Source organism: Streptomyces sp. Pv4-95 (genome assembly GCF_045782725.1).
In the GTDB taxonomy this organism is placed as follows: Bacteria; Actinomycetota; Actinomycetes; order Streptomycetales; family Streptomycetaceae; genus Streptomyces.
Map to the genome: position 1 here is coordinate 133,730 of NZ_CP127172.1, position 22,646 is coordinate 156,375.

Consider the following 22,646-nt stretch of genomic DNA (forward strand, 5'->3'; position numbering starts at 1 on the left):
GCCCGCGACATCATCCGCCACCACAGCCTCACAAACGTTCCAAGCGATCTGCGGTGAGAGGAACGCACACAGACTCACTGCGGCCGGTCAGCCGGAGGCGGCGGAAAGGATCACGTCCACCAGCCTGTCCGCCGCGTCCGGCTTCCCATACGCTCGGGCCCGCTCCGCCATCGCCACCCGCCGCGCGGGGTCGGTGAGCAGCGGGGCGACCGCCTCATGCAGCCGGTCGGAGGTGACGTCGCCGAGCACGGTAACGGCAGCGCCGGCCTCCTCCAGTTGGCCGGCGTTGTGCGCCTGCTCGTTCCCAGCCGATGTGGCGAGCGGGATGAGCACCGAGGCTTTCCCCAGTGCTGTCAGCTCGGCGATGGTCCCCGCTCCGCTGCGCGAAATCACCACATCGGCAAGCGCCATGACGTCGGGTAGTTCAGAGCCGACGTAGCCGGTCAGGTGATAGCGCGCCGCAGCCTGCGCGGGAAGGCGTGAGACGCGCCGGCTCAGTCCCTCGACGTTGTCCGGCCCGCACTGGTGGATCACATTCGCGTGGTCGAGCAGCCACGGCAGGATGGCGCTCACCGCTTCGTTGATCTGCTGTGACCCCTGGGCGCCGCCGGTGACGTAGACGGTGGGCAGGCGGCGGCCGAAGCCATGCAGCGACAGGGCATCGATCGCCTTGTCGGCGTCACCGGTGAACACTTCGGGCCGCACGGGGTTGCCGGTGACCACTGTCGCTGAGCGCACCGCTTCGGGCAGAAGGGAGAGAGTTGAGTCCGAGGACACCGCTACCCGCGTCGCCGCGCCGGCAAGGGTCTTGTTGGCAAGTCCGAGGCGGACAGTCTGTTCGTGCACGACCAGCGGGACGTGGCACAGCCTGGTCGCGGCCACGCCCACCGGGACCGCGACGTACCCGCCAGTGGCCAAGACCACGTCCGGACGGAACCCGCTGATCACCCTGCGGGCCTGGAGGATTCCCAACGGCACCCTGCTCATGTCGGCGACGTTCGCCGGCGAGATCAGCTTCAGCGGGTTCCTCGAGCGACGAATCTTGCCTGTGGCCACCGCGGCGAACGGGATTCCCTCAGCCGCCGCGACGCGCGACTCCAGACTGTCGGCCTTACCCACCCACATCACCTCAAGTACGCCGCCCTGAGCCGCGAGCCGGGCCTGCAAGGTGCGCACAGCAGTAAGGGCCGGATACGTGTGGCCGCCGGTCCCACCACCGGTGACGAGCAACCGGAAGGCTGAAGTGGGTGAGGCACAGTGGTTGTCGCTGGTCACGAAGGGCTCCAGTCTGGCGCTCGGCTGCCGGGGCTGAAACGCCGCCGACCCAGGTTCTGAGCCTGCCACACCCACGGGATCCATCCGCCCAGCTCCAGCTCGCCCCCCTGGGCGACCGCCAGCCCGAGCCAGTCGAGGCAAGGAAACCGCTGGCAGGCCCGGGGCACCATCCAACCAGGCACCGCGTAGCACGATCGCCCTCAGGGGGTTCGGCCGTCCCGGTACAACCCAGCCGTGAGTGCGGCGACCGTCCCGACACCCCCGCGTCGTTCATCTACTGGGCTTTCATCGCGAACATGACCCGACGACTCACCGCCCCACCCCGGCCTGGCCCGAAACCCCCGGCCTGGCGGAGTGCATATCTCCGAGCTCAGCCGGCGGTGGGCTGAATCTGGTCTGGGATGGCGAGGAAGTATCCGGTTGAGTGGACATGACCGCACGAACACCGCATCAGGGGGAATGAGTTTCAGTGAGCCTTTCTTCGGATTATCCCAACGTACCCGAGTGGAAGCCGAAGCCCGAGGGTTACCAGACAGGGGCCGTAGCCAAGTACAAGGGCAATATTTTCCGTGCCGCATTCTGGGCTTCGGAACCGGGGGTGGGGGACCCCGACAAGAACGGCTGGCGCCACTTCGACGAGTTGTACGACCAGACCCCGCACAAGGAGACCGAGCGGGCGAAAGTCATTGCCTACATCCCTACCTGGCGGAAGGAGGAAGGGTTCGACTACGGCAAGAGTGCGATGTACAAGTACATCACCCACGGCCTCATCGCCTTCTTGACGTTCAGCGAGCAGAACCCCGGCGAATTCGACCTCGCCTCGGTCCGGGAGATCAGCGCCATTCTCCCGGACGTACACATGGCCGCGAACCCGTACGGGGCCAAGATCATGGTCGCCCTCGGCGGTGCGAACGACTTCGCCTTCCTGGACCTGATGACGGCGATCGGGAACGACCCGGCGTCGCCGAAGCTCGACCAGACCGTGCGCAACGTCGTGGACTACGTCACCCACAACAGTCTGGACGGCGTCGACCTCGACCTGGAGTGCTGGTGGGGCAGGCCCGGCCAGGGCGACCAGGGCGGCCGGATGAAGAGTGACGGGCCGCATCCCGCGGGGCGGGGTCTGTCGTTGTTCGCCAAGAGGCTGAAGGAGGCCATGCCCGACAAGGTCGTGTCGGCAGCCGTCTTCGGCACCTCGTGGTACGGGAACAATTACGACCCGGACATGGCCGAACACCTCGACTGGATCGGCGTGATGACCTACGACCTCACCGGGTCGTGGGACAAATCCCCGGTCGGCCCACATTCCGCGCTGCACAAGATTCGCGGGAAGAAGACGGCGGAGATCCGTGAGGCGGACGTCTATCTGGAGTCGTACCTCGAAGAACAGCAGGGCGGCTGGCCGGGAGCCGGGGCGGGCACCGATCCGAACGCCCCGGACGGCGACGCTCTGGAGAACAATCCGATCCTGTCGGTCGAGGACTGCCTCTGGTACTGGACGAACCCCCTCTTCCTGAACTGGCAGGGAGCGGGGCAGGGCGTGGACCGCGGCAAGATCGCGGCCGGGGTGCCCGTCTACGGCTACGACTTCGCCGCGGCCAAGGAGCCGGACGACCTCACCGGTGAAGTGCCCCCGGGCTACAAGGTGCTGCGGTACAAGGAAATCCTGGACGAGTTCCCGGATGCCCGTGAGGCTGAGGACGCGAACATCAAGGTGGACGGTGAGACGCCCCGCCCCAAGCTCGCTGAACCCCTGCCTCCGGGCGAGTACCCGTACGCCCACAACATCTATTTCGAAACCCCGGACACCGCCGTCACGAAGCTGAAGTTCCTCAAGGACGTGGGCGCGCAGGGCGTCATCATCTGGGAACTCTCCAATGACGTCTGGGAAGACGGCAACGGCATCATCGAGGCCCTTTACCGTGCCTCCGGCAACCCCGTCACCGAGCCCTCACCCATCACCGATCCGCCGATCCCGGTGGCGAATTCCTACCTGTGGGACTCCATGGGATTCCTGGGACACGCAGCCGGCCCTCTGCAGTTCCAGGACGACGGAACCAAAGACAACGGCATGCGGCAGTTCTCGGCGCGGCTGTGGAACATTCCCAACGACGCGGACTGGAAGAGCGTCGCCCAGAACTGCCCGGCCGTGGTCAAGAGGCAGTACTTCAACCGGCCGACCCGCATCGTGGACAAGGGTGCACTCGGGCTCTGGGGCGAGTTCGACGTCCTCGACAATGACGACGTCCCGGACTGGTTCTGGGGTCATGTGGAAGAGAAGGACGGGGCGCCCGACGGGTACACGCGCTACGCCTCACGCCTTTGGGGGCTCTCCCTCAGCGACGACTGGCAAGAGGCCGCAAAGCAGACCCCGGCGCTCATCGCCGGCCAGTACTTCGACGAGCCGACGGAAATCGAGGACAAGGGGGTCGGCGGACTCTGGGGCATTTTCGACGTCAGCAACGAGCCGAGCCCCATCCCCGCGTTCACGGCGCAGGCCAAGGGCGACAACGACTGCATGTACTGCCAGGTCGACACCCTTCCGTCCCTGGACGGCCTGGGCAACGTGGAACGGTTCAACCTGACAAACACGATGACCATCGGCCAGGACGCGCCCTTCCTCTACTCGGTGATCACGAAGGACGACGACTCGGTCGACTTTCCTGAGGGCGTCGTCATGACCCTCAAGGATCCCGACGGGAACACCTATGACGAGGACGTCGACGAGGACGGCAAACTCGTCAAGATGTCGGGCGGCTCAATCCGGTGCCTGATCGTCGAGAACCCGCAGGCCGGCGACTGGACCATGTCGATGAGCGTGACCAGGGACGCCGAGTTCCGCTGCGAATGCAACACCGTGCCGGGTGCGGACGTCTTCGACACCATGGTGGAGACCCGCCGGAAACTCCACGAAGGGCAGGGCCTCGAACCTCGGGACATCAGCTGGTTCAGCGTCGCCGCGTTCGTGGGTACCGCGGCTGTCTGGGTGCTTGCCCCCGAACTCGCACTCTCCTACCGGCTGGCCGTCGCCGCTGCAGGAGCAGGCCTCTCCGTACTCGCGCAATCGGGCATCAGCAAGGCCGGTGTCGCGGAAAACCTCTCCGACGCCGCGGGCATCCTCGACAAGGTCGCGAAGGATCTCGTGAAGGAAGGTCCCTCCGCGCTGAAAAAGTACTGGTACCTCATCGACAAGAACATTTCCGGGGCAGAGGCCCGGGTAGCCCTCAAATACCCGGCCAACATCGTCCGATGGCTCGGAGTGCACAAAGACGTGTACAAGGAAACCGGACAGATGACGGACGCGGAGATGCAGAACTCCATCCGCCATGTGTACTGGCAGTGCCTGCTCAAGAAGAGGCTCGGGGAAGACTTCGCCAAGCAGATGGCCGAAGCGCACGAGGAGGCCCTCCCCGGGTCCGATGCGGACAACAAGGCGGACGAGGCCAACAACATCATCGGCCTCCGCCTCGCGGACGAAGTGAAAACCGACAAGGAATGCCTGAAGCGCGTCCACGAGATGTGGGAGGCGGGACAACTCGCCACCCGGCGCGACTACGAATAGGCGTCCGCACTGATGCCGGCCGCGAATCTGGCGCCGACCGCTTGATCGGGGGCATCGAACCACCCCTGCACGCCGCCTGGACCACCCGTCTCCGGGCGCTTGGGTCAAGCGGTTCCCGTTCGCCTTCCACTTCCACGAGCAGGCTGGTCTCGCGGTCTGCCTCGCCGTGGCAGGCAGTGCGGTTCCCGGTTACGTTGCTGCGATCGGAGCAATATCGGGCCCTCAAGGGGTGGGTGGATGTCACGCATGCACAACCCGTGGTGGCGCGCGGCATCAATGCGGGAGTCCGATTCCTGCTGATCAGGAGAACCGTATGCGTAAGCTCATCAGCCACTGCCTTGCGGCCACGGTGCTGAGCGCCGTCGCCGTCGTCCCTCTCGCCGGCGTTGCGGAGGCTGCCCCCAAAGCGCCGGCCTCCGCGTCGGACCACCGGGACATGAAGGGCCACGAGCGGGGCCACTCCAAGTGGGGCAAGGAGCGGGACCGCGACCATCGCTGCACCTGCAAGCACAAGGACAATCGTCACCACCGCAACGACGGCTACGGGTTCGGCCGCGGCGGCCTCCTGGGCCTCGGCCTTCTGGGCATCCTCTGACGGACCGGTGAAGAGCGGGCCGTTCACCACAGCGGCCCGCTCTCAACTGCCACCCGCACGCGAGGCGGCAACGGAGGGTGGCAGCCACTAACGACCACTCGCGCACCCCCCCGTAGGGCTGTCCTTTCCCTACGGGTGGCCCGGGGCCGGCCGATGACGACGCCTGTGCTGGACGGCGTGGGGCCCACGGATGGTCCAGGTCCCAGGGCACCCAGCGGGCTGCGCAGAAATGCCTGTCAGCGCGTGCCGACGTCCTCGGCGGTCAGGCCGATGACAGGCGACCACAGCCATGCGGCAACGGCTCGGTGGCGCCTGACAGACGGTCAGCACCGTTGAGGATCCGCTGCCCGCCGTCGACCGACCGTCATCGACCATGGCACCACCTTCCGGAGTTGCTTCACGATCAGCGCTGGATTTCGACCCGCAGCCTCTCTTTCGGCGTTGCGATGTCCCAGTAGCGAGCGGTGCCCCGAGCCTTACTGAAGTCGCCTGTACCGCCAGTGATGGCCATGTCCAGCGAAATTACTCCGCTGCGCGAGAGCGACTGCATCGTCAGAGAGCCACGCTCGAGTTCTATCGTGATCAGGCACTGCGTCGTGAGCTCATCGGCCCCGACGTGAATTACCTGGCACGACCCACCCCCACGTCCGACTCTGCGGCCGTCCTGTATGGCGGCGCCGGAGTAGACGCTCATATCGCTCAAGCTTGGCCCCTCCGGGCCGAGATCGGTAGCCGCGTGCTGTTCGTTCCGAATCTTGAGTTCGAGGACCTCGACTTGACCTCGTTCCGGGGTATCAGCGCCTGCGCCGGCTACAGCACACGCGCCGACCACAGCAGTGGCCAGCGATACAGCTAACAATCTGACGAGCGTCGCTCGGGGCGCGTTACCTCTCCCCCGCCCCCTCCAGCACATGCCGGCTGACCCCAGACCGTCGGTGACCATAATGGGTTCTCCTCACTGCGCTCTCTATGTGCGGACACCTCGACGCTATGAGTGGCCAGTCCCCCTGTCTAAGATCAATATCGCCATGAGGTCATGACCTCGGAGGCATGATGAAGATGCATTCGCTCAGCTTTATCTCCGTGTGCTCAGTCCTGCGGACCGTCGACAAACACCGTGTGACAGCCCGCCGTGCTGGGCACATGCGTCATCAGGGCCTCGCTCAGGTCATGGGCCGTACCGGGAATCCGGCAGTCCGACGCTAGGAGTCAGCCGCGGTCCGTCTCATGAAGGTTGCGGGAAGTTGCGCCGATTCACCTGAGGGCGCTTCGATGACGGCGAGGATCCGCGCACGTGAGGATCGGTGCGCAGCCTGGAGAACCCGAGGAGCTCCAGGTATGCCTCCACGCTGCCGGCCGGGCAGGATGCAGCGATAACGATCCTCAGGCATCCACCAGTCGTATGCACTCACCGAGCCGCAAGGCCGTGGACATGCGGGCAGTGGTGGATACGACCAACATACAAGGATGAACACATCCAGTTATGTGCCCTTCCCAGGTTCCGAGTGGTTCAAAAGTGAGCCGAGCAGCCCGATCATCAACCTGATGGCAACGCGCCTGGTCGAAGAAGGATGCTCCGAATTCGGCTCGGCCGGCCCACCCTCGGCCCACCCTCTCAGCGGAAATCTGTGGACGACACACCACCGCGACTGCTACGCCACGTGGCAGAGGAAGCTCGGGTACCAGGGCGCGGACGCGGACGGCTGGCCGGGACCAACGTCCTGGGCCAAGCTCCGGGTTCCCTATTCGGAGTGACGGCCACTCAGCGTGCCGAGCTCCATCTGCTTTCAAGGCCGCCTTGCCGCCGACAGAAGCCGCAGTCCTTCTCTACTATCGCTTGTCGTATGAGGCGGCATGCGGGGTAATCGGCTCGATTCGCCACCGCTGGCCACTGCGCAGTCTCAGGCGGACGGCCGCGGGGTGACGGTGTATTGCTGCGCGGGCCGTTCCAAATGCTGACGTAATTGCCACCAGGGTGCGATGCAAACCAGTTCTTCTTGGCGCGGCGGCGCCAAGCGATGGGCGCACTGCACAACGTCCCTGGTCGGCACCTTGCTGCCGGCAAGTTCCTGCTCTCAGGCAGCGCTGTCTCCGGGCGCGGGATGAGGATGCCGCCCCTAGTGTGAAAAACGATGGGATACTCGCACTCACAATTTGAGGGGCAGCATGAGGGACCACGCCCACGCTGAGCCCGATCCGGAGGAGCAGGAGAAGGACGAGGAGCAGTACGACGGATCCCTCTCCGAGGGCGGGTCGGCTGACGCTCAGTGGGACGACGAGGTCGAAGAAGACGAGGACGAGCTGCTCGAAGGCGAGCTGGAAGAAACGCCTCCGTCTCAGCCCGCCGGCAGGTCCGACGATCCGGACGTCCTCCTCGACGTACCGCAGCTCCAGGTCGATGAGATCAGTCTGCAGGTCGAGGACCTGCAGGCCAGGGTCTCCTTGCAGGTGGAGGTCCTGGACCTTCTCAAGCTCAACGTCGGCGCCGACGTGTCGCTCGGCCGTGTGGAGCTCGACATCAAGGGCGTGGAGGCTCAAGCCCTGCTCAAGGTCCGGCTCGACAATGTCGCTGCGATCGTTGGCAGGGTGCTGTCCACCATCGACCGCAACCCCCAGATCCTGGAGCACGTGACATCCGGTCTCGGGTCAGCGGCGGAGAGCCTGGGCAGCGGTGCCGAGAAGGCGGTCGACGAATTGGGGAAGGGTGCCGGAGAAGCGGTGCAGGACGTGGGCAAGGGAGCCGGTAAGGCGGCGGGAGACATCGGCGAGGGGGCTGAGAAGGCAGCGGGAGAGGTGGGCAAGGGCGCAGGAAAGGCCACCAAGGAGGTGGGGGTGGCTGCGGGTAAGACGGTCGAAGAAGCGGGCGGCAGCGCCACTGCCACCGCGCGGTCGGATGCGCGTAAGGCGAAGAAGTCCACGGCCAGGGCGTCCGGCAAGATCTCGGGCAAAGCCTCGCGCCACGCCTCGGAGGCCACTGAGCAGACCGCGAAGAAGCCGGCCTCGGAGTCCAAGGGCGGGAGCAAGCCCGGGCGGCCCTTGCGCAAGAGCGGAGCAACGAGCCGCAGCCGCGAGCCGAGACGGCCCCCATGAACGGACGCCCCGGACATCGAGACCACCGCCACTGTGGAGGCCGACCGGCTGGATTCCGGCGGGCTCTGCCCAGATGACAAGGGCTCCGGTGCGACTCGGAGCCGCACATCGGTCTCCCGCACAGTGCGCCGCCACCTGTCGTTCGGCCCGCCGACCTAAACCGCAGCGCGGCTCGGACCGTCGTCCGTCCGGGCCTCGAATCCGGGCGATGCCGACGACGCTGTTCTCCGGGTTGAGGAGCATGTCGCGGGGCGGCGCGGATCAGTTCGGCAGTGACGATGATCAGGCGACCACCGGTCTTGCCGCTGGCTCGCGCGGCGGCCAAGCTCTCTTGGGTGCCAGCCACGATGAGTCCGCGGACGAACTCCGCCGGTGCGGCGAATACGTGGAAGATCAGGCGGCCGCCCGGGGTGGTGGTGTCGAGGGCCTCGTGCAGGCTCTGGAATCCAATGCCCCGGGCGCGGAGCTCGGCGATCATGTTCACCAGGTCCTGTGGGGACCTGCCGTAGCAATCCAGACCAGTCGGTGTGCGGGACGGCCGGCCGGTCGACACACCGAGAGCGGGTTCAGCAGCCGGCTTGTCCGACTGGGCGGCGAGCCCTGGTCCAGACAGCGCCGCGAGCCGCTCCCCCGGAGTGACGCCCGCGAGCGGGCTGCGGCGGTCGACCGGGGCCGGCGCGTTGGAGATCGGCGGACGGGCGGCCCAGGCCCGGTCGGCGAGCCCCGACAGAGCGGCGAGCGCGGCTTGGACGTAGCCTGCTGCCATGACTGACGCCCCTCCGCTGACTCCATCCGAGGCCGTTGAGCTGCTGCTGGCCGGCAACGAGCGCTTCGTCGCCGGCACCTCGGAGCACCCGAACCAGGACGCCGCACGCCGTGCGGAGACCGCATCCGGCCAGCGTCCGTTCGCGGTGCTCTTCGGCTGCTCCGACTCCCGCCTGGCCGCCGAGGTCATCTTCGACCGGGGCCTGGGTGACCTGTTCGTCGTCCGCACCGCCGGCCATGTGGCGGGGCCGGAGGTGCTGGGCAGCATCGAATACGGCGTGAGCGTGCTGGACTGCCCGCTGGTCGTGGTCCTCGGTCACGACTCATGTGGTGCGGTCGCTGCCACCCGCGCCGCCCTCACCGACGGCGTTGCCGCCACCGGGTACGTGCGCGACGTCATCGAACGTGTCACCCCTAGCGTTCTGGCGGCCCGCGCTGCCGGGCTCACCCAGGACGACGACATCATCGCCGAGCACATAAGGCACACCGTCGACCTCCTCCTCGACCGCTCGCGGGTGCTCGCCGATCAGGTCGCCGCCGGACAGACGGCTGTGGTGGGCCTGTCCTACCGGCTGGCCGACGGCAGCGCCCGACTCGTCACCACCCGCGGCCTGCCTGCCGAAGCGGCAGCCTCCGGCCCGGGGGCCTGAGCGCCTGCTCCACAGGCAACGGCGGCAAGGACGGTGCTAGGCCCGTTCGGTCTTGGCCCATAGCGCGTCGGGGGCACGCCTGGCGTTGCGATTTCGCGCTGCGCCATCGCTGGGAGGGCGCGGCCCGCACCCCAGGGGTGCTGAGCATGCGGCCACAGGTCGACTTGGTCGCTGGGCAGATCGCCGCAGGCCAGCCGCCTACGGCCGAACCACAGGAGCTCGCCCGCGCCGTCCCACGCCCGGCTCGACACCACACCGGCACGAGCCTGGACGGGGAACTCGACAGAACCGAGCGCCGCGCCCTCGCGTGATGCCGGCATGGGGCGTGGTAGTCGACTGGTATGCCAATGAAGCCCAACGCCGCGGACGCGGAACACGCCTCTTTGACCAGGCGGCTTCGACGCGCGGTCGGCCGGTCGCCGGTCGGCCGCGGGTGGCGGCAAAGCAGGGAGCTTGAACTGGGGCAGCGCGCGTTGGGCTTTGCCGCGCTCGGGTTCCTCACCTTGGTGCCGCTGCTCATCATTGTTTCCACTGGTGACCCCAAGCACGGGCGAGGGTTCGCGCAGTGGCTCGGGGCAGGGCTCGGGGTCTCGACGGCCTCCAGAGAATTGATCGAGCAGTTGTTCGCTCGACCCAACCAGGCTCTGCGCAGTACGACGGCGTTTGGCTTCGTCGCCCTTGCCCTGTTCGGCCTGACCTTCGGGGTAGCGGTTCAGACCGGCTACGAGAAGGTCTGGGGCCTGCCGGCGGCCCGCTGGCATGCCCATTGGCGGCATGTGGTGTGGCTCGCTGTGCTGACCGGATTTCTCTTCGCCTCGGCAACCACGCTGCAGCGCGAGCCCCTCGCGGGCGGGGTCATCGCGTCGCTGAGCGCCGTGCTGTTCCTCTGGTGGTCCCAGCACGTACTGCTCGGCGGACGGGTCCGCTGGCGTGCCCTGTTCCCCGGCGCCGTGGCCACCGTGGTCGGGCTCATCGGCCTGAGGGTCTTCTCCAGTCTCGTCTTCTCACCGTTGATCGCATCCAGCACCGTCACCTACGGCCCCGTCGGCACCGTCCTCGTCATCCAGTCCTGGCTGGTGGGTGTCGGTGTCGTCGTCTTCGGGGGTGCGCTTACGGGCCGACTCCTGTTCGATGAGGCCTCCCGCAGGGCACGCGCATGGAAACGGCACAGGCGCCGTACGCCCCGGAGCTGACATGCACAGCGCCCCTGGCCGACTCCTCCCAGAGCGGCATGCACGGGCGTGCCCCGCCTCCGCGTAGGAGCCGGTCTCAGGTCAGTGGATACGACACACGCCCGGACGCGTCGTCGATCTCGTCGTGGGCCTTGGTCAGCAGCCTCATGGCCAATTCGTTGAGTGCGCGGGCACCCGCGACCTCCTCACCGACCCTGGGCTGATTGGAGTCGGCCGGGTGACGGCTCGCGTAACCATGGGCCCGTACCTCGGTGCCGTCGCGCAGCCGTATCAGCGCGGCCGCACGCGTGCGTTTGGCGTCTTCCTCGAATTCCAGCTCGACATGCCATCCGATGGCGGTCTGCAACATGACAGTCACCTCCAGCTCCCCTCTTACCAGGGTGCGCCCACTCCAGCCGCCGCGCACGGCGCTCTCGCGGGGAGCAACGTGGTGGCAACGCATTTACAGGCGAAAGCCCACCTCGCCTGCGACGACTGGGCCCTCTCGCCCTCTGATGACACTGGGCCAGCGTCACGGCAGCATCCGCGCAAAAGAAACGGCCAGCAGCGGCGCCGGCTCCATCGCACGCGCTGCGCTGCGGCAACCGCCCATCAGACCTCAACCTGGGGTCTACCGCCGACGCAACTCGTCGGACTCCGTCTTCAGCTTCCGCGGCATCGCCACCCGATAGGAGAAGACCACCACCTCCTACAGAGCAGCGGTCACACTCGCATCAGTTCCACTCGATTATTCGCCCCCTCCGGGGAGGGCCACCTGGTGAGCGAAAGCGTCCAACGGGGCTGAAACCCCGCACCGCGCGGCCGCGCCGACGCCAACCGCACTCCTCTCAGGGCCGCACCTGCCTGCAGGCTCAATCCTCGTGAACGCCGCGGTTGTTATCGGCGAGGGTCCGGGGCCGCCACAGGGACGCTGCTGAGAGCAGGGCAATGATCGCAATGGCGAGGCCCGGCCACAGGTCACGACCAAACCCACCGGCCACAGCGATGACCGCCACGAAGACCAAGCCGCTCGCCGGGATGCGGCGTGTGTTCTGGTCAGTCATCTGTTTCATCCTTCAATCCTCTCACGGGGTGGAATAGCCCCCCTGAACAGCCGGTCTTACGTATCTGCTGGAGTCGGGCCCATGCGTACAAGGCCGAGCTCGGCTGGGCGGCCACAGGGCCGATTCCGGCGTCACGGGCCGTGGGTGCGTGGGCGCCATGCAGTCTGCGAGGGCCGGAGCAGGCGAGTTCGGCCAGCGCCCAATTGCTGACGACAGGTGATTCATGGGTGCGCAGCTGCTGCATACGCAGTTGCGTCAGCCGAGCCGTGAGCGGGCCGACAGAAACATCGGATTTGCCGTGGTTGCAATGCAGATCACGTGCGGTCAGCAGTGCGGACCAGACGAGCGTGGTGGGCGAGGAGGCGACTTTGCCTTGGGCGATTGCTTGGGCTGCCGGCCCGCCTGCCGCGGAGGCCGCATCGGCCTGGCGCGAGCATCCGATCCCGGCACGGTACGCGTCCAGCATGGCCACAGACGTGAGCGTCACCATGTCGGCCGCCTCTCCGGCGGTGAGCGCAGAGCGATGCCCGTGAGTGGGCCGCGCAGTGGAGAGTTCCTGAAGCTTCTTGGCTGCAGCGGGCGAACCTGCGGCGATGTCCGCCACCACGGATGCTGCCCACTGATTGACTCCAGGGCGCTGTGTTGTCTCCGGCCGCTGGTTCGCTCTCGTCGGCGCTGAATCCAGCCATCGGAGCGTAGTGGTGGTGGCCAGCGAGTCGAGGAGCCCCGCCGGCTCCGGAGTGTCGGTCACCGCACCCGCGAGAGCGGCCACGGCGCGCAGCGCAGAAACATTGCTCCGGGAGAGGCGGAGCGGGCGCTCGTCAATCTGGCTGCGGCGCGCCGCAGCAACGAGCTCGGACAGCGGGGCGGACATGCCGGAGAAGTAGTCCCCCGACGCGTCAACCCTCTCCGCGATGTCCTTCCAGGCACTTTCTCGGGCGGTGCGGGTGCCCGATGCTGAGGAGCTGGAGGAAGGGAGCATCTCGAGCGTCAGGAGGGCATCTGAGATCGAGGGCTGATTTTGATCCGCGTGTCGCGCTGCTTTAGCGGCACGATTCTCGGCCGTGCTCGCTACGGCTCTCTCCGATGTGGAGACGCGGCAGCCGCCAACCTTGGCGAGCGTGAGCTTCCAGTGATAGGCGACGAGGGAGTCGCCGGGCTCCGCCTCCGCTGAAGGCTTGGTGTCGCAAAGGAGGCGAGCCATGTGGGTGAGCGGCTCGCGCGTTTGCCGGGGCCAGTGACGTTGTGCGCGGTGCACTGCGGAGAGCAGCGGCACGACGGCGCTCGGCCCGTTGCTCGCAATGCGATCGGCGCGCGCAGCAGCCGTCGTAACAAGCACCTTAAGCTCTGAGGTCGGGAGCAGGCTGCGATCGGTCTCAGCCAGGTCTGATAGCGCGTGCAAGACAGCTGCGGCCTTCTCCGGGGAGCGAGAACTGACGATCTGGGCGCGCAGGTTGGGCAGGAGAGTCGGTCGGGCCAGTCGTAGATCTGCCGGGGAGGCGGCGTTCCCCCTCTGCAGGATGTAAGCGGCGGCCAGGGCACGGGTGGCATCGGGAGATGCCACAGTCACCGCCGTTGCCCTCGTTGCGGGGGGACGGTTTTCCATCCGGGCGTTCATGGTGGTGCGCAGGAGGTCGGAGTGGCTGCTGACGGGGCGGGCAGCGCACCGTACAAGTCAGTGCCCGGCCTCGGCTGTTGATACTTCGGCGCGGGAGCGCAGGACGGCAGTACGAGTGCCAGAGTGAGCAACGCCGCCAGGCGGGCCCCGGAATTCCGGGGCCCGCCTCGGCCGCGCTGAGGAGCGCGATCAGCCATGCACAGTTCCGCCTATGGGCGATGCTTTGTGGTAGGCGGAGACGTCGTAGAAGTTACTGCCGACCTTCACCGATGCCGTGGCCGTGTGCGAGGTCCAGATCCACCGGCCATAGACGTTTCCGCGCCCCACCACCTGCACGCAATCAGCGGTGAGCCAGCATGTGAAACGCCTGGAGCGAGAGGCCGGTGTGAGCCTTCTGGAACGCCGGCCACGCGGCGTCGTGCCCACATACGCGGGGCGCGTCTTGTGCGATGCCGCCTCGGACAGCATCACCGGCCTGGATCTGGCCCTGCGGCGTCTCGGGGACCTTGTCAACGGCGACAGCGGAGCCGTACGTGTCACCACGGGCGGAACAACCGTGCGGCACTTCATGTCCGAGGCCATCGTCGCCTTCCGGCAGCGCTACCCGAAGGTCTGTCTGGAATTCCGGACGGAGACCTCCAGCCGCAACTGCTTCGACGCGCTCACCGCCGGCAACCTGGACCTCGCCTGGGTCACGATCGCCGGCCCGGTGCGCGGTATCGAGCAGCGCCCCGTCGTCGCCCTGCCCTGGGTACTGGCAGTCCGCGCCGACCATCCACTGGCGGTCCAACCCTGTGTCAACACAGCTGAATTCAGCGACATCAGCCTCATCCGACTCCCTCAGAACTCCACTTCAGGCGCCCGCCTCGACGCCGCGTTCGCCGAGCTCGGTGTCCGGACCAGGTCCGACACCAGCGTCGCCGACTGGGACACCGCCCTCCTGCTGGTGGAGCTCGGCCTCGGTCACGCCGTCGTGCCTGTCCTGCCCGGCTGGGAGGTACCCGGTGACGGTCCTCTCCGCCTCATCCCCATCCCCGAGCTGCCCCCGCTCCCCGTCGGCTGGGCCGTCCGCCGCTGGGACGCCCTTACCCCGCTCGCCCGGGTCTTCGCCGATAGCGTCGCCCGCAGCTGTACGGAGAGGGCCACCCACCCCCAGCCCAAGTAGCGCGCAGTCCTACCTCTGTCCGGCGGTGGGGATGGACGTTTCGGCGATCATCCACGGAGCTTCTCAGCTGAGCGCCGGGAACGCAGCGGACCAATGGAGGTTTTGGGCCGTACGGCTGAGGTCTCATTCGGTGCGATCGCGCTGGGGCCGGTCTGCTAGGTCAGTGACGAACCGGACTCCGGAGCGGCTGCACCGGGCGATCGGTACCCCGGTGGGGGTGGACAGCACACCGCCGCGGCGAGCACCGGGCAGCGGTGTCGCCATTGATGACGCGCCTGACCACTGCTTGTCCCCGCACGTGTACAGCCTGTCGCTGTCTGGCCCTCGGCTCCGAAGCTCGGGAGGAACCGTCCGCCCGCGTTTTCGGGCAGCGCCACGCTTCCGGAGTCCGAACGATCGCACCGACCGGTCCGGCGCCCGCGAGATTTTCCCTCTCGAATCGATGCTTTCGCCCCACAGCGATACGGTGATTGTGGGCGGTGTCCATGAGGATCGCCCTCTCTGCCGATCAGGCACTATGCGAGAGCCCGGTCCCTGCCGTCCGATTCTCAGGAGGCATGATGACCAACCCCGAGCAGCTTCCGAACCAGCAAGAGGGTCCCGCGGACGGTGGTGCAGCCGGCGCACCCGGCGCCCACGACGGAGGAGCCGACGGCGGAGCAGAAGGCCCCGCGGACGGCGGCGCAGCCGGCACACCCGGCGCCCACGACGGAGGAGCCGACAACGGAGCAGAAGGCCCCGCGGACGGCGGCGCAGCCGGCACACCCGGCGCCCACGACGGAGGAGCCGACGGAGGCGCCGACGACTCCGGCAGCCGCTCTTGAGTACTCCCGGCACCGAGATCCCGGGCGTCGGCGCCACAGCGGGCGCCGGGGTTCTGGAGACGCGCTTGACCAACCTGAGCCGGGAGGAGTTCGCCCGCGACATATGGGCGCGGACTGCTCTGCTGACCCACCGTGCAAGCGATTTCTCCGACCTGTTCTCCGCCGACGACGTGGACGAACTGATCTCGCGTCGCGGACTGCGTACGCCCTTTCTCCGCGTTGCCAAGGATGGCGCCACCTTGCCCGATTCGTCCTTCACCTCGTCCGGCGGCGTCGGCGCCACCATCTCCGACCAGCTCGACGACACCGCGCTGTGGCGCGGGTTTGCCAACGGCGCAACACTCGTCCTGCAGGCTCTGCAGCGCACATGGCAGCCGGTCGCGGACTTCAGCGCCAGACTGAGCACAGAGCTGGGACATCCCGTGCAGGCCAATGCCTACGTCACGCCGCCGCAGAACCACGGGTTCGACGACCACTACGACGTCCACGATGTCTTCGTCCTTCAGATCGAAGGCACCAAGCTCTGGCTCGTCCACGAGCCCGTCCATTCGGATCCGCTGCCCGATCAGCCCTGGACCGATCACCGCTCCGCCGTGGCCCAGGCCGCGAAGGGCAAGCCCTACATCGACACCGTGCTGGAGCCCGGCGATGTCCTCTACCTGCCGCGGGGCTGGCTCCACGGCGCGCAGGCGCAGGGCGACGTCTCGATCCACCTGACGCTCGGAATCCACAGCTGGACACGCTACGCACTGGCCGAACAGCTCGCCCGATCCGCACTCGCGGTGCTGCGCGAGGATCCCCAGATGCGCCAGACCCTGCCTCTGGGCGTGAACGGACCGGCCGGCGAGATCGACATCGTCCGTGAACGCCTCGTCGCCGCCGTCACAGAGGCCGATTCCGCCCCGCTGTTTCACCGCACCCGGCGCGGGCACGGACGCCCGGCGCCGCTGGGGCCGCTGGCCCAGTTCAGGGCCGTCGACGACCTCGGCCCTGAGTCCCGAGTGCGGCTCCGTGAGGCGCTGGAAGCTCGATTGGAGGGCTCGCGCCTGACCACACGCGTGGGCTGGCTCGACTTCCCGGAGACCGACCTGCCGTCGGTAACCCGCGTGCTGGACGGAGAGGTCCGCACCGCCGGAGATCTCGGCGTCCGACTCGTCGAGAGACTGCTGCGCGCGGGCGTACTGGTGCCCGCCGAACGGTGACTGCGCCGCGGTGAGTGCGACAGGCCGCTTCTTCTGCGCCGATTACGCCCGGATGCGCGGCGACTCGATCATGGGCACAGCACCGCACGGCTCTGTCTGGGTCCTCATCGAGTACCGAGGCGGCTGGCCTCCCAACGGCTTCGACGGCCTCAATCTTGAGCCTGCCACCAAAGCATGCGTGTTCTCCGCCGCCCAGGCGATGCGGGCACGAGTGCTTCTGGTCAGGCGGCACGGCCCCCGCAGGCCCGAAGGCTCCAGCCGCTGGGCCGTACTGCGCCATGACAGCTCCGGCGCCCATCGGCAGCAATGGGGCACGTGGAGCCGAGATGAGGACTTGGCGCAGATCGCCAGAGCCCTCGGTGCCCCCGGAGAGCTCGGCTGTCAGCCCGTCGTCCTCGTCTGCACCCACGGTCAGCACGACGCCTGTTGCGCCTTGCGCGGACGGCCCGTGGGACGCGTCCTGAGTGAACGCTGGCCGGACCTGGTGTGGGAATGCACCCACGTGGGCGGTGACAGGTTCGCCGCCAACGTCGTCGTCGCACCCGACGGCGTCTACTACGGCGGGCTCGATGCCAGGTCGTCCGTCGCAGTGATCGAAGAGCACCTGGCCGACCGCATTCAGGCAGAGCACCTGCGCGGATACACGGATCTGTTCCCGCCGCAGCAGGCCGCTGTCGCAGCCGTACTCAGACGCTTCGGCCCCGCCGGCCGCCACGACTACGTGATCGCCGAGACTTCCCGCGACATCGACCGCTGGCGGATTCGCATCACCGGACGCCCACCACGTCCCGCGGCCATCGACGTCGAGGTGCAGGCCCACCGCACACCGCCGTGCCGGCTGACCTGCCGCGGACCTTCAATGAGCTCGGCCGTGATCTACAAGGTCACTTCGATCCGCATCGGCTGAGCTTGTCCTAGCCGCCGGCATTGAGACGTGGACGCGGGCGACCTGCCCGAAGGACGCTACATCGGTCGTCTCCTCCTGCCCCCGCCACCGGTGACCTAGGAACAAAAAAACGGCGACGGAGGTGCGCATCAAGAGAACGCAGTTCCCTGCTCGCGTCGTTGGGTCCGGCGCCATTTGGTGCGCTCCACGTACACGTTGCCCAGGAGCGTGAGGCAAGACTGCCCGCAGGAGCGCCGAGCAACTGCGCAAGCAGGTCCCTAACCTGCGAGGCGCGCCTCAACGGTCCCGGCCGCGGCAAGACTGCCGAGTCCTACCAAGCCGCCGTCACCCTCCCATCGCTTCTGATGTGGGCGCGAGATCTGAAGTCATCCCCTAGGAGCGTCCCGCTCCCGCCCCCCGTTCTGGCCACACCGTCGTGTACTTGTCCGGCGCACGCCGCGAGGCTGACAGGCGCATGACGTGCCGGTGGCCGGGCAGGACGCGTCTTGCGGTGAAGCCGGATCTCGAAGGGCGGGGGCGTGTGTAGAAGCGCTCGCCGGATCCCGCACCACGGCGCGTACGCCCGGGTGGTTCGCATTGGGAAATGCGCCAATTTGGCCGCAGGGGACGGCGCTTGGCCGTTATTTGACCGTGACTTGAGCCCCGACCGTAGGGTAATCTCCAGGCAAAGAGGTGTTCGCGCGATAGTCAAGCGAACCGCCTGACGTGCTGTCGCGAAAGCGTGCACGTCTGGCTCATGGCCACGTTACTCGGGGGGATGTGCTGATGGAGCTGCGGCGGATTCTGTGCGCTTTCGGCCCCTGGTCGGCATGGCCACTCCCGGACCACAGACGTTCCCGCTCCCGTCGCCCTGCCGTGGCGAGGCGCTCCGCTCCGTAAGCGCGAGCGTCGTCCGTCCCGTATCACCTCTTACTCCGCGTCAACGATGCCGCGGAATCACCGGTTGATGCCTTCAGGCGAACCGGCACATGTTCCTTCCACTGATGACCTGAACACACCGCGCCCGCGGCCACTCTCGCGGCGCAGGAGAAAGGCCACCATGAAGTCCCTGGTTGACAACGCACGATCCTTCACGGCGCATGTAGCAGACCGTGCTGAGGAGTTCAGCGCCCTAGAGGCCGGGCAGAGTCCCGAGGTGCTGTTCATCACCTGCTCCGACTCCCGCGTAGTGCCGTCCCTGATCACCGGCGCACGCCCAGGTGAACTGTTCGAGCTGCGCACGGCGGGCAACATCGTGCCCGAGTACAGCAGCGAGCACCCCACCGCCGAGACAGCCACCATCGAGTACGCAGTTCGGGTACTCGGCGTCCGCGATGTCGTCGTGTGCGGGCACTCCCACTGCGGCGCGGTCAACGCGCTGATCAGCGGAGGCAACCTCTCCGAACTACCCGCCGTACAAGGCTGGTTGGAGCACGCTGCCGCCAGGCCCGAGACCACCACCCCCCACTCCCCGGACATCGCGGAGGCGGTCCAGCTCCACACGGTCGCCCAGGTGGAGCGGCTGCACACCCACCCCTGCATCGTGGAAGGGGTCGCGGAGGGCACCTTGCAGGTGCACGCCTGGTACTACGAGGTGCACACCGGAGCAGCCAAGGCATGCGGGCCGGACGGCAAGACCTTCTTGCCGCTGTGACCCGTACACGCCCGTCCCACGGGCCGCCCAGTACCTCCCCTTCCGCTTCCGCTGTGCGAGGAAGTTCACTGATGCTCTCCACCCTCAAAAAGCCCGCCCATCTTCGGCGCGATGTCCTGGCTTCGCTCGTCGTCTTCTTGGTCGCCCTACCCCTGTGCGTGGGTGTGGCCGTAGCCTCCGGCGTGCCCGCCGAACTCGGTCTGATCACCGGCATAGTCGGCGGCCTGGTCGTCGGCTTCCTTCCCGGCAGCAGCCTTCAAGTCAGCGGACCGGCCGCCGGCCTGACCGTCCTGGTCTTCGAGGCAGTGCAGGAATTCGGCCTCGGTGTTCTGGGGGCCATCGTTCTGCTCGCTGGACTTGCCCAACTCGCCCTGGGCGCACTGCGATTCGGGCGCTTCTTCCGCGCGATCACGGTCGCCGTCGTCCAGGGCATGCTCGCCGGGATCGGACTCGTTCTGATCTTCGGTCAGCTCTACACCATGGCCGACGTCAAGCAGCCCCGCTCGGGGATCGGCAAGATCCTGGGGATGCCGCACCTGGTGACCGAGATCGCCACCTCCAGCCAAGCCCTGACCGCGTTCGCCATAGGTGCAGGCACCATCGCCGTCCTGGTGCTGTGGAAGAAGCTCCCGGCCCGCGCCCAGCTGCTCCCCGCACCCCTTGCCGCGGTCGCCCTGGCCACCGGCGCGACCGCGATGGCCGGATGGTCCGTCCCCCGAGTCGAGGTACAGGGGCTCCTCTCGGCCATCCAGCCCCCAGGGCTATCCGACTTCGCCTCGCTGGGCAGCATCGCCGCCCTCGGCACGGTCCTCGCCTTCACCCTCATCGCCTCGGCCGAAAGCCTCTTCAGCGCTGCCGCAGTCGACCGCATGCACGACGGACCGCGAACCGACTTCAACAAGGAGCTGATGGCCCAGGGCGTGGGCAACGCCATCTGCGGAGTGCTCGGCGCGCTGCCGCTGACAGCGGTCATCGTCCGCAGCTCCGCCAACGTCCAGGCCGGAGCCAAGACCAAACTCTCCCGCATCCTGCACGGACTCTGGCTCGTGCTCTTCGCCGCTCTCCTCCCGGCCGCGATCGGCATCATTCCCCTGGCCGCGCTCGCCGGGGTTCTCGTCCACGCCGGCTGCAAGCTCGTCCCGGTCAAGGACCTCCTCCCCCTGTGGCGCACGCACCGCGGCGAGGCCCTCGTCCTCGCCGTCACCGCGATCGCCATCATCACCACCAACATGTTCGAAGGCGTCCTCCTCGGCATCGCCCTCGCCGTGATCAAAAGCGCCTGGGAAACCTCCCACATCCACCTCGAGACTCACGAGACGACCGACGGCCGGCTTCTCGTCACCCTCACCGGCTCAGCCACCTTCCTCCGCCTACCCCGCATGCTCGAAACCCTCGAAGCCCTCCCCCACGACAAGCCCATCGAACTCGACCTCTCCGAGCTGCGCCACCTCGACCACGCCTGCCGCACTACGCTGGAGAACTGGGCAAAACAGCGGGGCATCACGCTCGACATGCTTGTGACAGCCTGACCGGCCGCTCATCTAGAACACCCCCCTCGGACAGTTCGCCCTGACAACAGACACACAAGCCCTGTCCACCGCTGTCCCTCGCTCGACGTCGGGCGAGGGACAGCAACCCCGGGCACTCCCACACCGATCACGCACGGTAAAGCTCAGGAGGCAAACGGTGTACGACCTCAGGGCCGAGGCAGAAATGAGACTGCACTCAGAAAAGACAGCCAAGGAACTCGCGCTGAAAAAGCGCCGTGAAGACGCCAGCGAGAACGACATCGACACACCAACAGCACCTCCGTCCGACCAAGAACACATCACTGCTCAAACGACAGCAATCGACGAAGAGCAGGACGGGTAACGCTCACAGCTACCTCCGGCGCGTCGATAGCGCAGCTCCATGAGCCGGTCCCCCGTCCAGATCGCGGTCAACATGCGCCTCCGCCCTGGCCGAGCCTCGAATGTGACGCGCTTCCTGGCGGATGGAGAGTGGCTGCTGGAGGACTTGACGCGCGAGGAGGCGCTGGGACGGCAACCCGATGGCCAAGGCGGCGTATCGAGCCTTGGCCGCGCTGAAGGTGATCCGTGCCGCACGAGCCGGCGACGCTCCGATCTACATCACCTTGGACAGTTCTCCACCACACCACGGCGGACATGCACTGCTGCGCGAAGCAGATCAGGGTCGAGCTGTGCTTCGCCCCGGCCCACGTCTCATCGGCCGGCCCATCGAGGCCCACTTCGGCCCGCTGCGGCAGTTCGCCCTGGCCAACTCCCACCACCGAGCAGCCACCCGGCGAAGCCCCAGGCCCCACCCGCTCCCCAAGTCCGCCGCGGACGACTCGCCGGGAAGGACGATCGGGGCGACCCGGCCGAGCTCGCTGGTCATCAGCTTGCTGGACCGACGCGTCGACGAAGGGCATGGCATCTCTTTCTCGGTCGTGTGACCGACAACTTCCCCGCAAGCCTTCCTCGGGCAGCTCCAACCACTGCCGGTCCGCACAGTCATCACGCAGTCGCCCCGCAGCCGTCCGACTCCGTCTCGCGCAGACCCAGGAGGAGCACCGCGCCTGAGGTTCGATCGACATGCCCTGAGAAGGGCCCGGAATCCCCAGCTCCTAGAATCCACTTGTGAAGCACTTCGAGGTCGTGACAGCCATCGCCGCACCCCCGGACCAGGTGTTCGCGGTTTGCCTGGACGTGGAGGCGCACACCCGCTCGATGGCCGATTCGGCAGAGCGCGCCGTTGGCGGCAGGACCCGGGGCGAGTTGTCGCTCGGTGACACGGTGACCTTCCAGGCTCGCCATTTCGGCCTGACGTGGCGACTCAAGGCCCGCATCACCTCGTACGATCGGCCCCGACGTTTCGTGGACGAGCAGGAGTCCGGGCCCTTCGCACTATGGCGTCACGCCCACCACTTCGAGCCGGACGGCAACGGCGGCACCATCATGCGAGACGTCATCGACTTCGCTTCACCCCTGGGGCCCGTCGGACGCATCGCGGACAGGTTTGTCCTGGGCCGGTACATGCCCCACCTCATCAGAACCCGCAACGCCTACCTCGCCAGCACTTTCGGCTGAGTGGTCGAGGGAGACGGCTCTACCGTTGCGACCGC

At 67.3% G+C, this 22,646-nt stretch carries 17 protein-coding genes and 2 pseudogenes; 13 read left to right on the top strand and 6 right to left on the bottom strand.

Annotated elements, in window-relative coordinates; genetic code table 11:
• Nucleotides 1-87: 87 nt before the first annotated feature.
• Nucleotides 88-1,275: a UDP-N-acetylglucosamine--N-acetylmuramyl-(pentapeptide) pyrophosphoryl-undecaprenol N-acetylglucosamine transferase gene (locus QOM21_RS00610; protein ID WP_407547512.1), complete on the bottom strand. Its 1,188-nt coding sequence runs from the start codon at nucleotides 1,273-1,275 to the stop codon at nucleotides 88-90.
• A gap of 469 nt (nucleotides 1,276-1,744) precedes the next feature.
• Here QOM21_RS00610 and QOM21_RS00615 point away from each other — a divergent pair, with 469 nt between their 5' ends.
• Both QOM21_RS00615 and QOM21_RS00620 read left to right on the top strand, forming a co-directional pair.
• Nucleotides 1,745-4,837 carry a glycoside hydrolase family 18 protein gene (locus QOM21_RS00615; protein WP_407547513.1) on the top strand — a complete coding sequence of 1,031 codons (3,093 nt, stop codon included), beginning with the start codon at nucleotides 1,745-1,747 and terminating at the stop codon, nucleotides 4,835-4,837.
• Nucleotides 4,838-5,150: 313 nt separating this feature from the next.
• Nucleotides 5,151-5,432, top strand: a complete 282-nt coding sequence (locus QOM21_RS00620; RefSeq protein WP_407547514.1) for a hypothetical protein — start codon at nucleotides 5,151-5,153, stop codon at nucleotides 5,430-5,432.
• Between the two features lie 403 nt (nucleotides 5,433-5,835).
• On the opposite strand, the gene QOM21_RS00625 is transcribed toward QOM21_RS00620, so the two are convergent.
• On the bottom strand, nucleotides 5,836-6,375 hold the full coding sequence (locus tag QOM21_RS00625) for an allene oxide cyclase barrel-like domain-containing protein (protein ID WP_407547515.1): 540 nt from the start codon (nucleotides 6,373-6,375) through the stop codon (nucleotides 5,836-5,838).
• A gap of 524 nt (nucleotides 6,376-6,899) precedes the next feature.
• Here QOM21_RS00625 and QOM21_RS00630 point away from each other — a divergent pair.
• Nucleotides 6,900-7,187 carry a peptidoglycan-binding protein gene (locus QOM21_RS00630; protein ID WP_407547516.1) on the top strand — a complete coding sequence of 96 codons (288 nt, stop codon included), beginning with the start codon at nucleotides 6,900-6,902 and terminating at the stop codon, nucleotides 7,185-7,187.
• 411 nt (nucleotides 7,188-7,598) lie between these two features.
• The gene (locus tag QOM21_RS00635; protein WP_407547517.1) at nucleotides 7,599-8,522 is read left to right on the top strand and encodes a hypothetical protein; all 924 of its coding nucleotides are present in this window, start codon (nucleotides 7,599-7,601) and stop codon (nucleotides 8,520-8,522) included.
• Between the two features lie 358 nt (nucleotides 8,523-8,880).
• Here QOM21_RS00635 and QOM21_RS00640 read toward each other — a convergent pair.
• Nucleotides 8,881-9,288, bottom strand: a pseudogene (locus QOM21_RS00640) (recombinase family protein); the annotation flags it as partial.
• Here QOM21_RS00640 and QOM21_RS00645 point away from each other — a divergent pair.
• A complete protein-coding gene (locus tag QOM21_RS00645; RefSeq protein ID WP_407547518.1) occupies nucleotides 9,287-9,937 on the top strand; it encodes a carbonic anhydrase in 651 nt (216 codons plus the stop codon). The pseudogene QOM21_RS00640 and the gene QOM21_RS00645 sit on opposite strands and share 2 nt — an antisense overlap.
• Before the next feature lie 341 nt (nucleotides 9,938-10,278).
• Complete coding sequence (locus QOM21_RS00650; protein WP_407547519.1) at nucleotides 10,279-11,130, top strand: ribonuclease BN; 852 nt, start codon at nucleotides 10,279-10,281, stop codon at nucleotides 11,128-11,130.
• 76 nt (nucleotides 11,131-11,206) lie between these two features.
• On the opposite strand, the gene QOM21_RS00655 is transcribed toward QOM21_RS00650, so the two are convergent.
• From QOM21_RS00655 to QOM21_RS00665, 3 genes are all read right to left on the bottom strand, one after another.
• Nucleotides 11,207-11,479 (bottom strand): DUF1876 domain-containing protein, encoded by a 273-nt coding sequence (locus QOM21_RS00655; protein WP_407547520.1) that lies wholly within the window; start codon nucleotides 11,477-11,479, stop codon nucleotides 11,207-11,209.
• A gap of 502 nt (nucleotides 11,480-11,981) precedes the next feature.
• Complete coding sequence (locus QOM21_RS00660) at nucleotides 11,982-12,173, bottom strand: hypothetical protein (protein ID WP_407547521.1); 192 nt, start codon at nucleotides 12,171-12,173, stop codon at nucleotides 11,982-11,984.
• Entirely contained in the window at nucleotides 12,166-13,743 is a 1,578-nt protein-coding gene (locus QOM21_RS00665) for a hypothetical protein (RefSeq protein WP_407547522.1), read from the bottom strand. The genes QOM21_RS00660 and QOM21_RS00665 overlap by 8 nt, the downstream gene beginning before the upstream one ends.
• A 367-nt stretch (nucleotides 13,744-14,110) precedes the next feature.
• Here QOM21_RS00665 and QOM21_RS00670 point away from each other — a divergent pair.
• From QOM21_RS00670 to QOM21_RS00700, 7 genes and pseudogenes are all read left to right on the top strand, one after another.
• Nucleotides 14,111-14,956, top strand: a pseudogene (locus QOM21_RS00670) (LysR family transcriptional regulator); the annotation flags it as partial.
• A gap of 820 nt (nucleotides 14,957-15,776) precedes the next feature.
• Nucleotides 15,777-16,982 (top strand): cupin domain-containing protein, encoded by a 1,206-nt coding sequence (locus QOM21_RS00675; RefSeq protein ID WP_407547523.1) that lies wholly within the window; start codon nucleotides 15,777-15,779, stop codon nucleotides 16,980-16,982.
• A 52-nt stretch (nucleotides 16,983-17,034) separates the two neighbouring features.
• On the top strand, nucleotides 17,035-17,889 hold the full coding sequence (locus tag QOM21_RS00680; protein ID WP_407555534.1) for a sucrase ferredoxin: 855 nt from the start codon (nucleotides 17,035-17,037) through the stop codon (nucleotides 17,887-17,889).
• A gap of 1,039 nt (nucleotides 17,890-18,928) precedes the next feature.
• Nucleotides 18,929-19,522: a carbonic anhydrase gene (locus QOM21_RS00685; RefSeq protein WP_407547524.1), complete on the top strand. Its 594-nt coding sequence runs from the start codon at nucleotides 18,929-18,931 to the stop codon at nucleotides 19,520-19,522.
• A 71-nt stretch (nucleotides 19,523-19,593) separates the two neighbouring features.
• Nucleotides 19,594-21,051 carry a SulP family inorganic anion transporter gene (locus tag QOM21_RS00690; protein ID WP_407547525.1) on the top strand — a complete coding sequence of 486 codons (1,458 nt, stop codon included), beginning with the start codon at nucleotides 19,594-19,596 and terminating at the stop codon, nucleotides 21,049-21,051.
• Between the two features lie 157 nt (nucleotides 21,052-21,208).
• Nucleotides 21,209-21,394: a hypothetical protein gene (locus QOM21_RS00695; protein WP_407547526.1), complete on the top strand. Its 186-nt coding sequence runs from the start codon at nucleotides 21,209-21,211 to the stop codon at nucleotides 21,392-21,394.
• A 767-nt stretch (nucleotides 21,395-22,161) separates the two neighbouring features.
• Entirely contained in the window at nucleotides 22,162-22,611 is a 450-nt protein-coding gene (locus tag QOM21_RS00700) for an SRPBCC family protein (protein ID WP_407547527.1), read from the top strand.
• Nucleotides 22,612-22,646: the final 35 nt, after the last annotated feature.

Coding starts and splice junctions, on each gene's coding strand:
- QOM21_RS00620 (WP_407547514.1), top strand. CDS start 5,151: ATGCGTAAGCTCATCAGCCACTGCCTTGCGGCCACGGTGCTGAGCGCC.
- QOM21_RS00625 (WP_407547515.1), bottom strand. CDS start 6,375: ATGGTCACCGACGGTCTGGGGTCAGCCGGCATGTGCTGGAGGGGGCGG.
- QOM21_RS00630 (WP_407547516.1), top strand. CDS start 6,900: ATGAACACATCCAGTTATGTGCCCTTCCCAGGTTCCGAGTGGTTCAAA.
- QOM21_RS00635 (WP_407547517.1), top strand. CDS start 7,599: ATGAGGGACCACGCCCACGCTGAGCCCGATCCGGAGGAGCAGGAGAAG.
- QOM21_RS00645 (WP_407547518.1), top strand. CDS start 9,287: ATGACTGACGCCCCTCCGCTGACTCCATCCGAGGCCGTTGAGCTGCTG.
- QOM21_RS00650 (WP_407547519.1), top strand. CDS start 10,279: ATGCCAATGAAGCCCAACGCCGCGGACGCGGAACACGCCTCTTTGACC.
- QOM21_RS00655 (WP_407547520.1), bottom strand. CDS start 11,479: ATGTTGCAGACCGCCATCGGATGGCATGTCGAGCTGGAATTCGAGGAA.
- QOM21_RS00660 (WP_407547521.1), bottom strand. CDS start 12,173: ATGACTGACCAGAACACACGCCGCATCCCGGCGAGCGGCTTGGTCTTC.
- QOM21_RS00680 (WP_407555534.1), top strand. CDS start 17,035: ATGCGCGGCGACTCGATCATGGGCACAGCACCGCACGGCTCTGTCTGG.
- QOM21_RS00685 (WP_407547524.1), top strand. CDS start 18,929: ATGAAGTCCCTGGTTGACAACGCACGATCCTTCACGGCGCATGTAGCA.
- QOM21_RS00690 (WP_407547525.1), top strand. CDS start 19,594: ATGCTCTCCACCCTCAAAAAGCCCGCCCATCTTCGGCGCGATGTCCTG.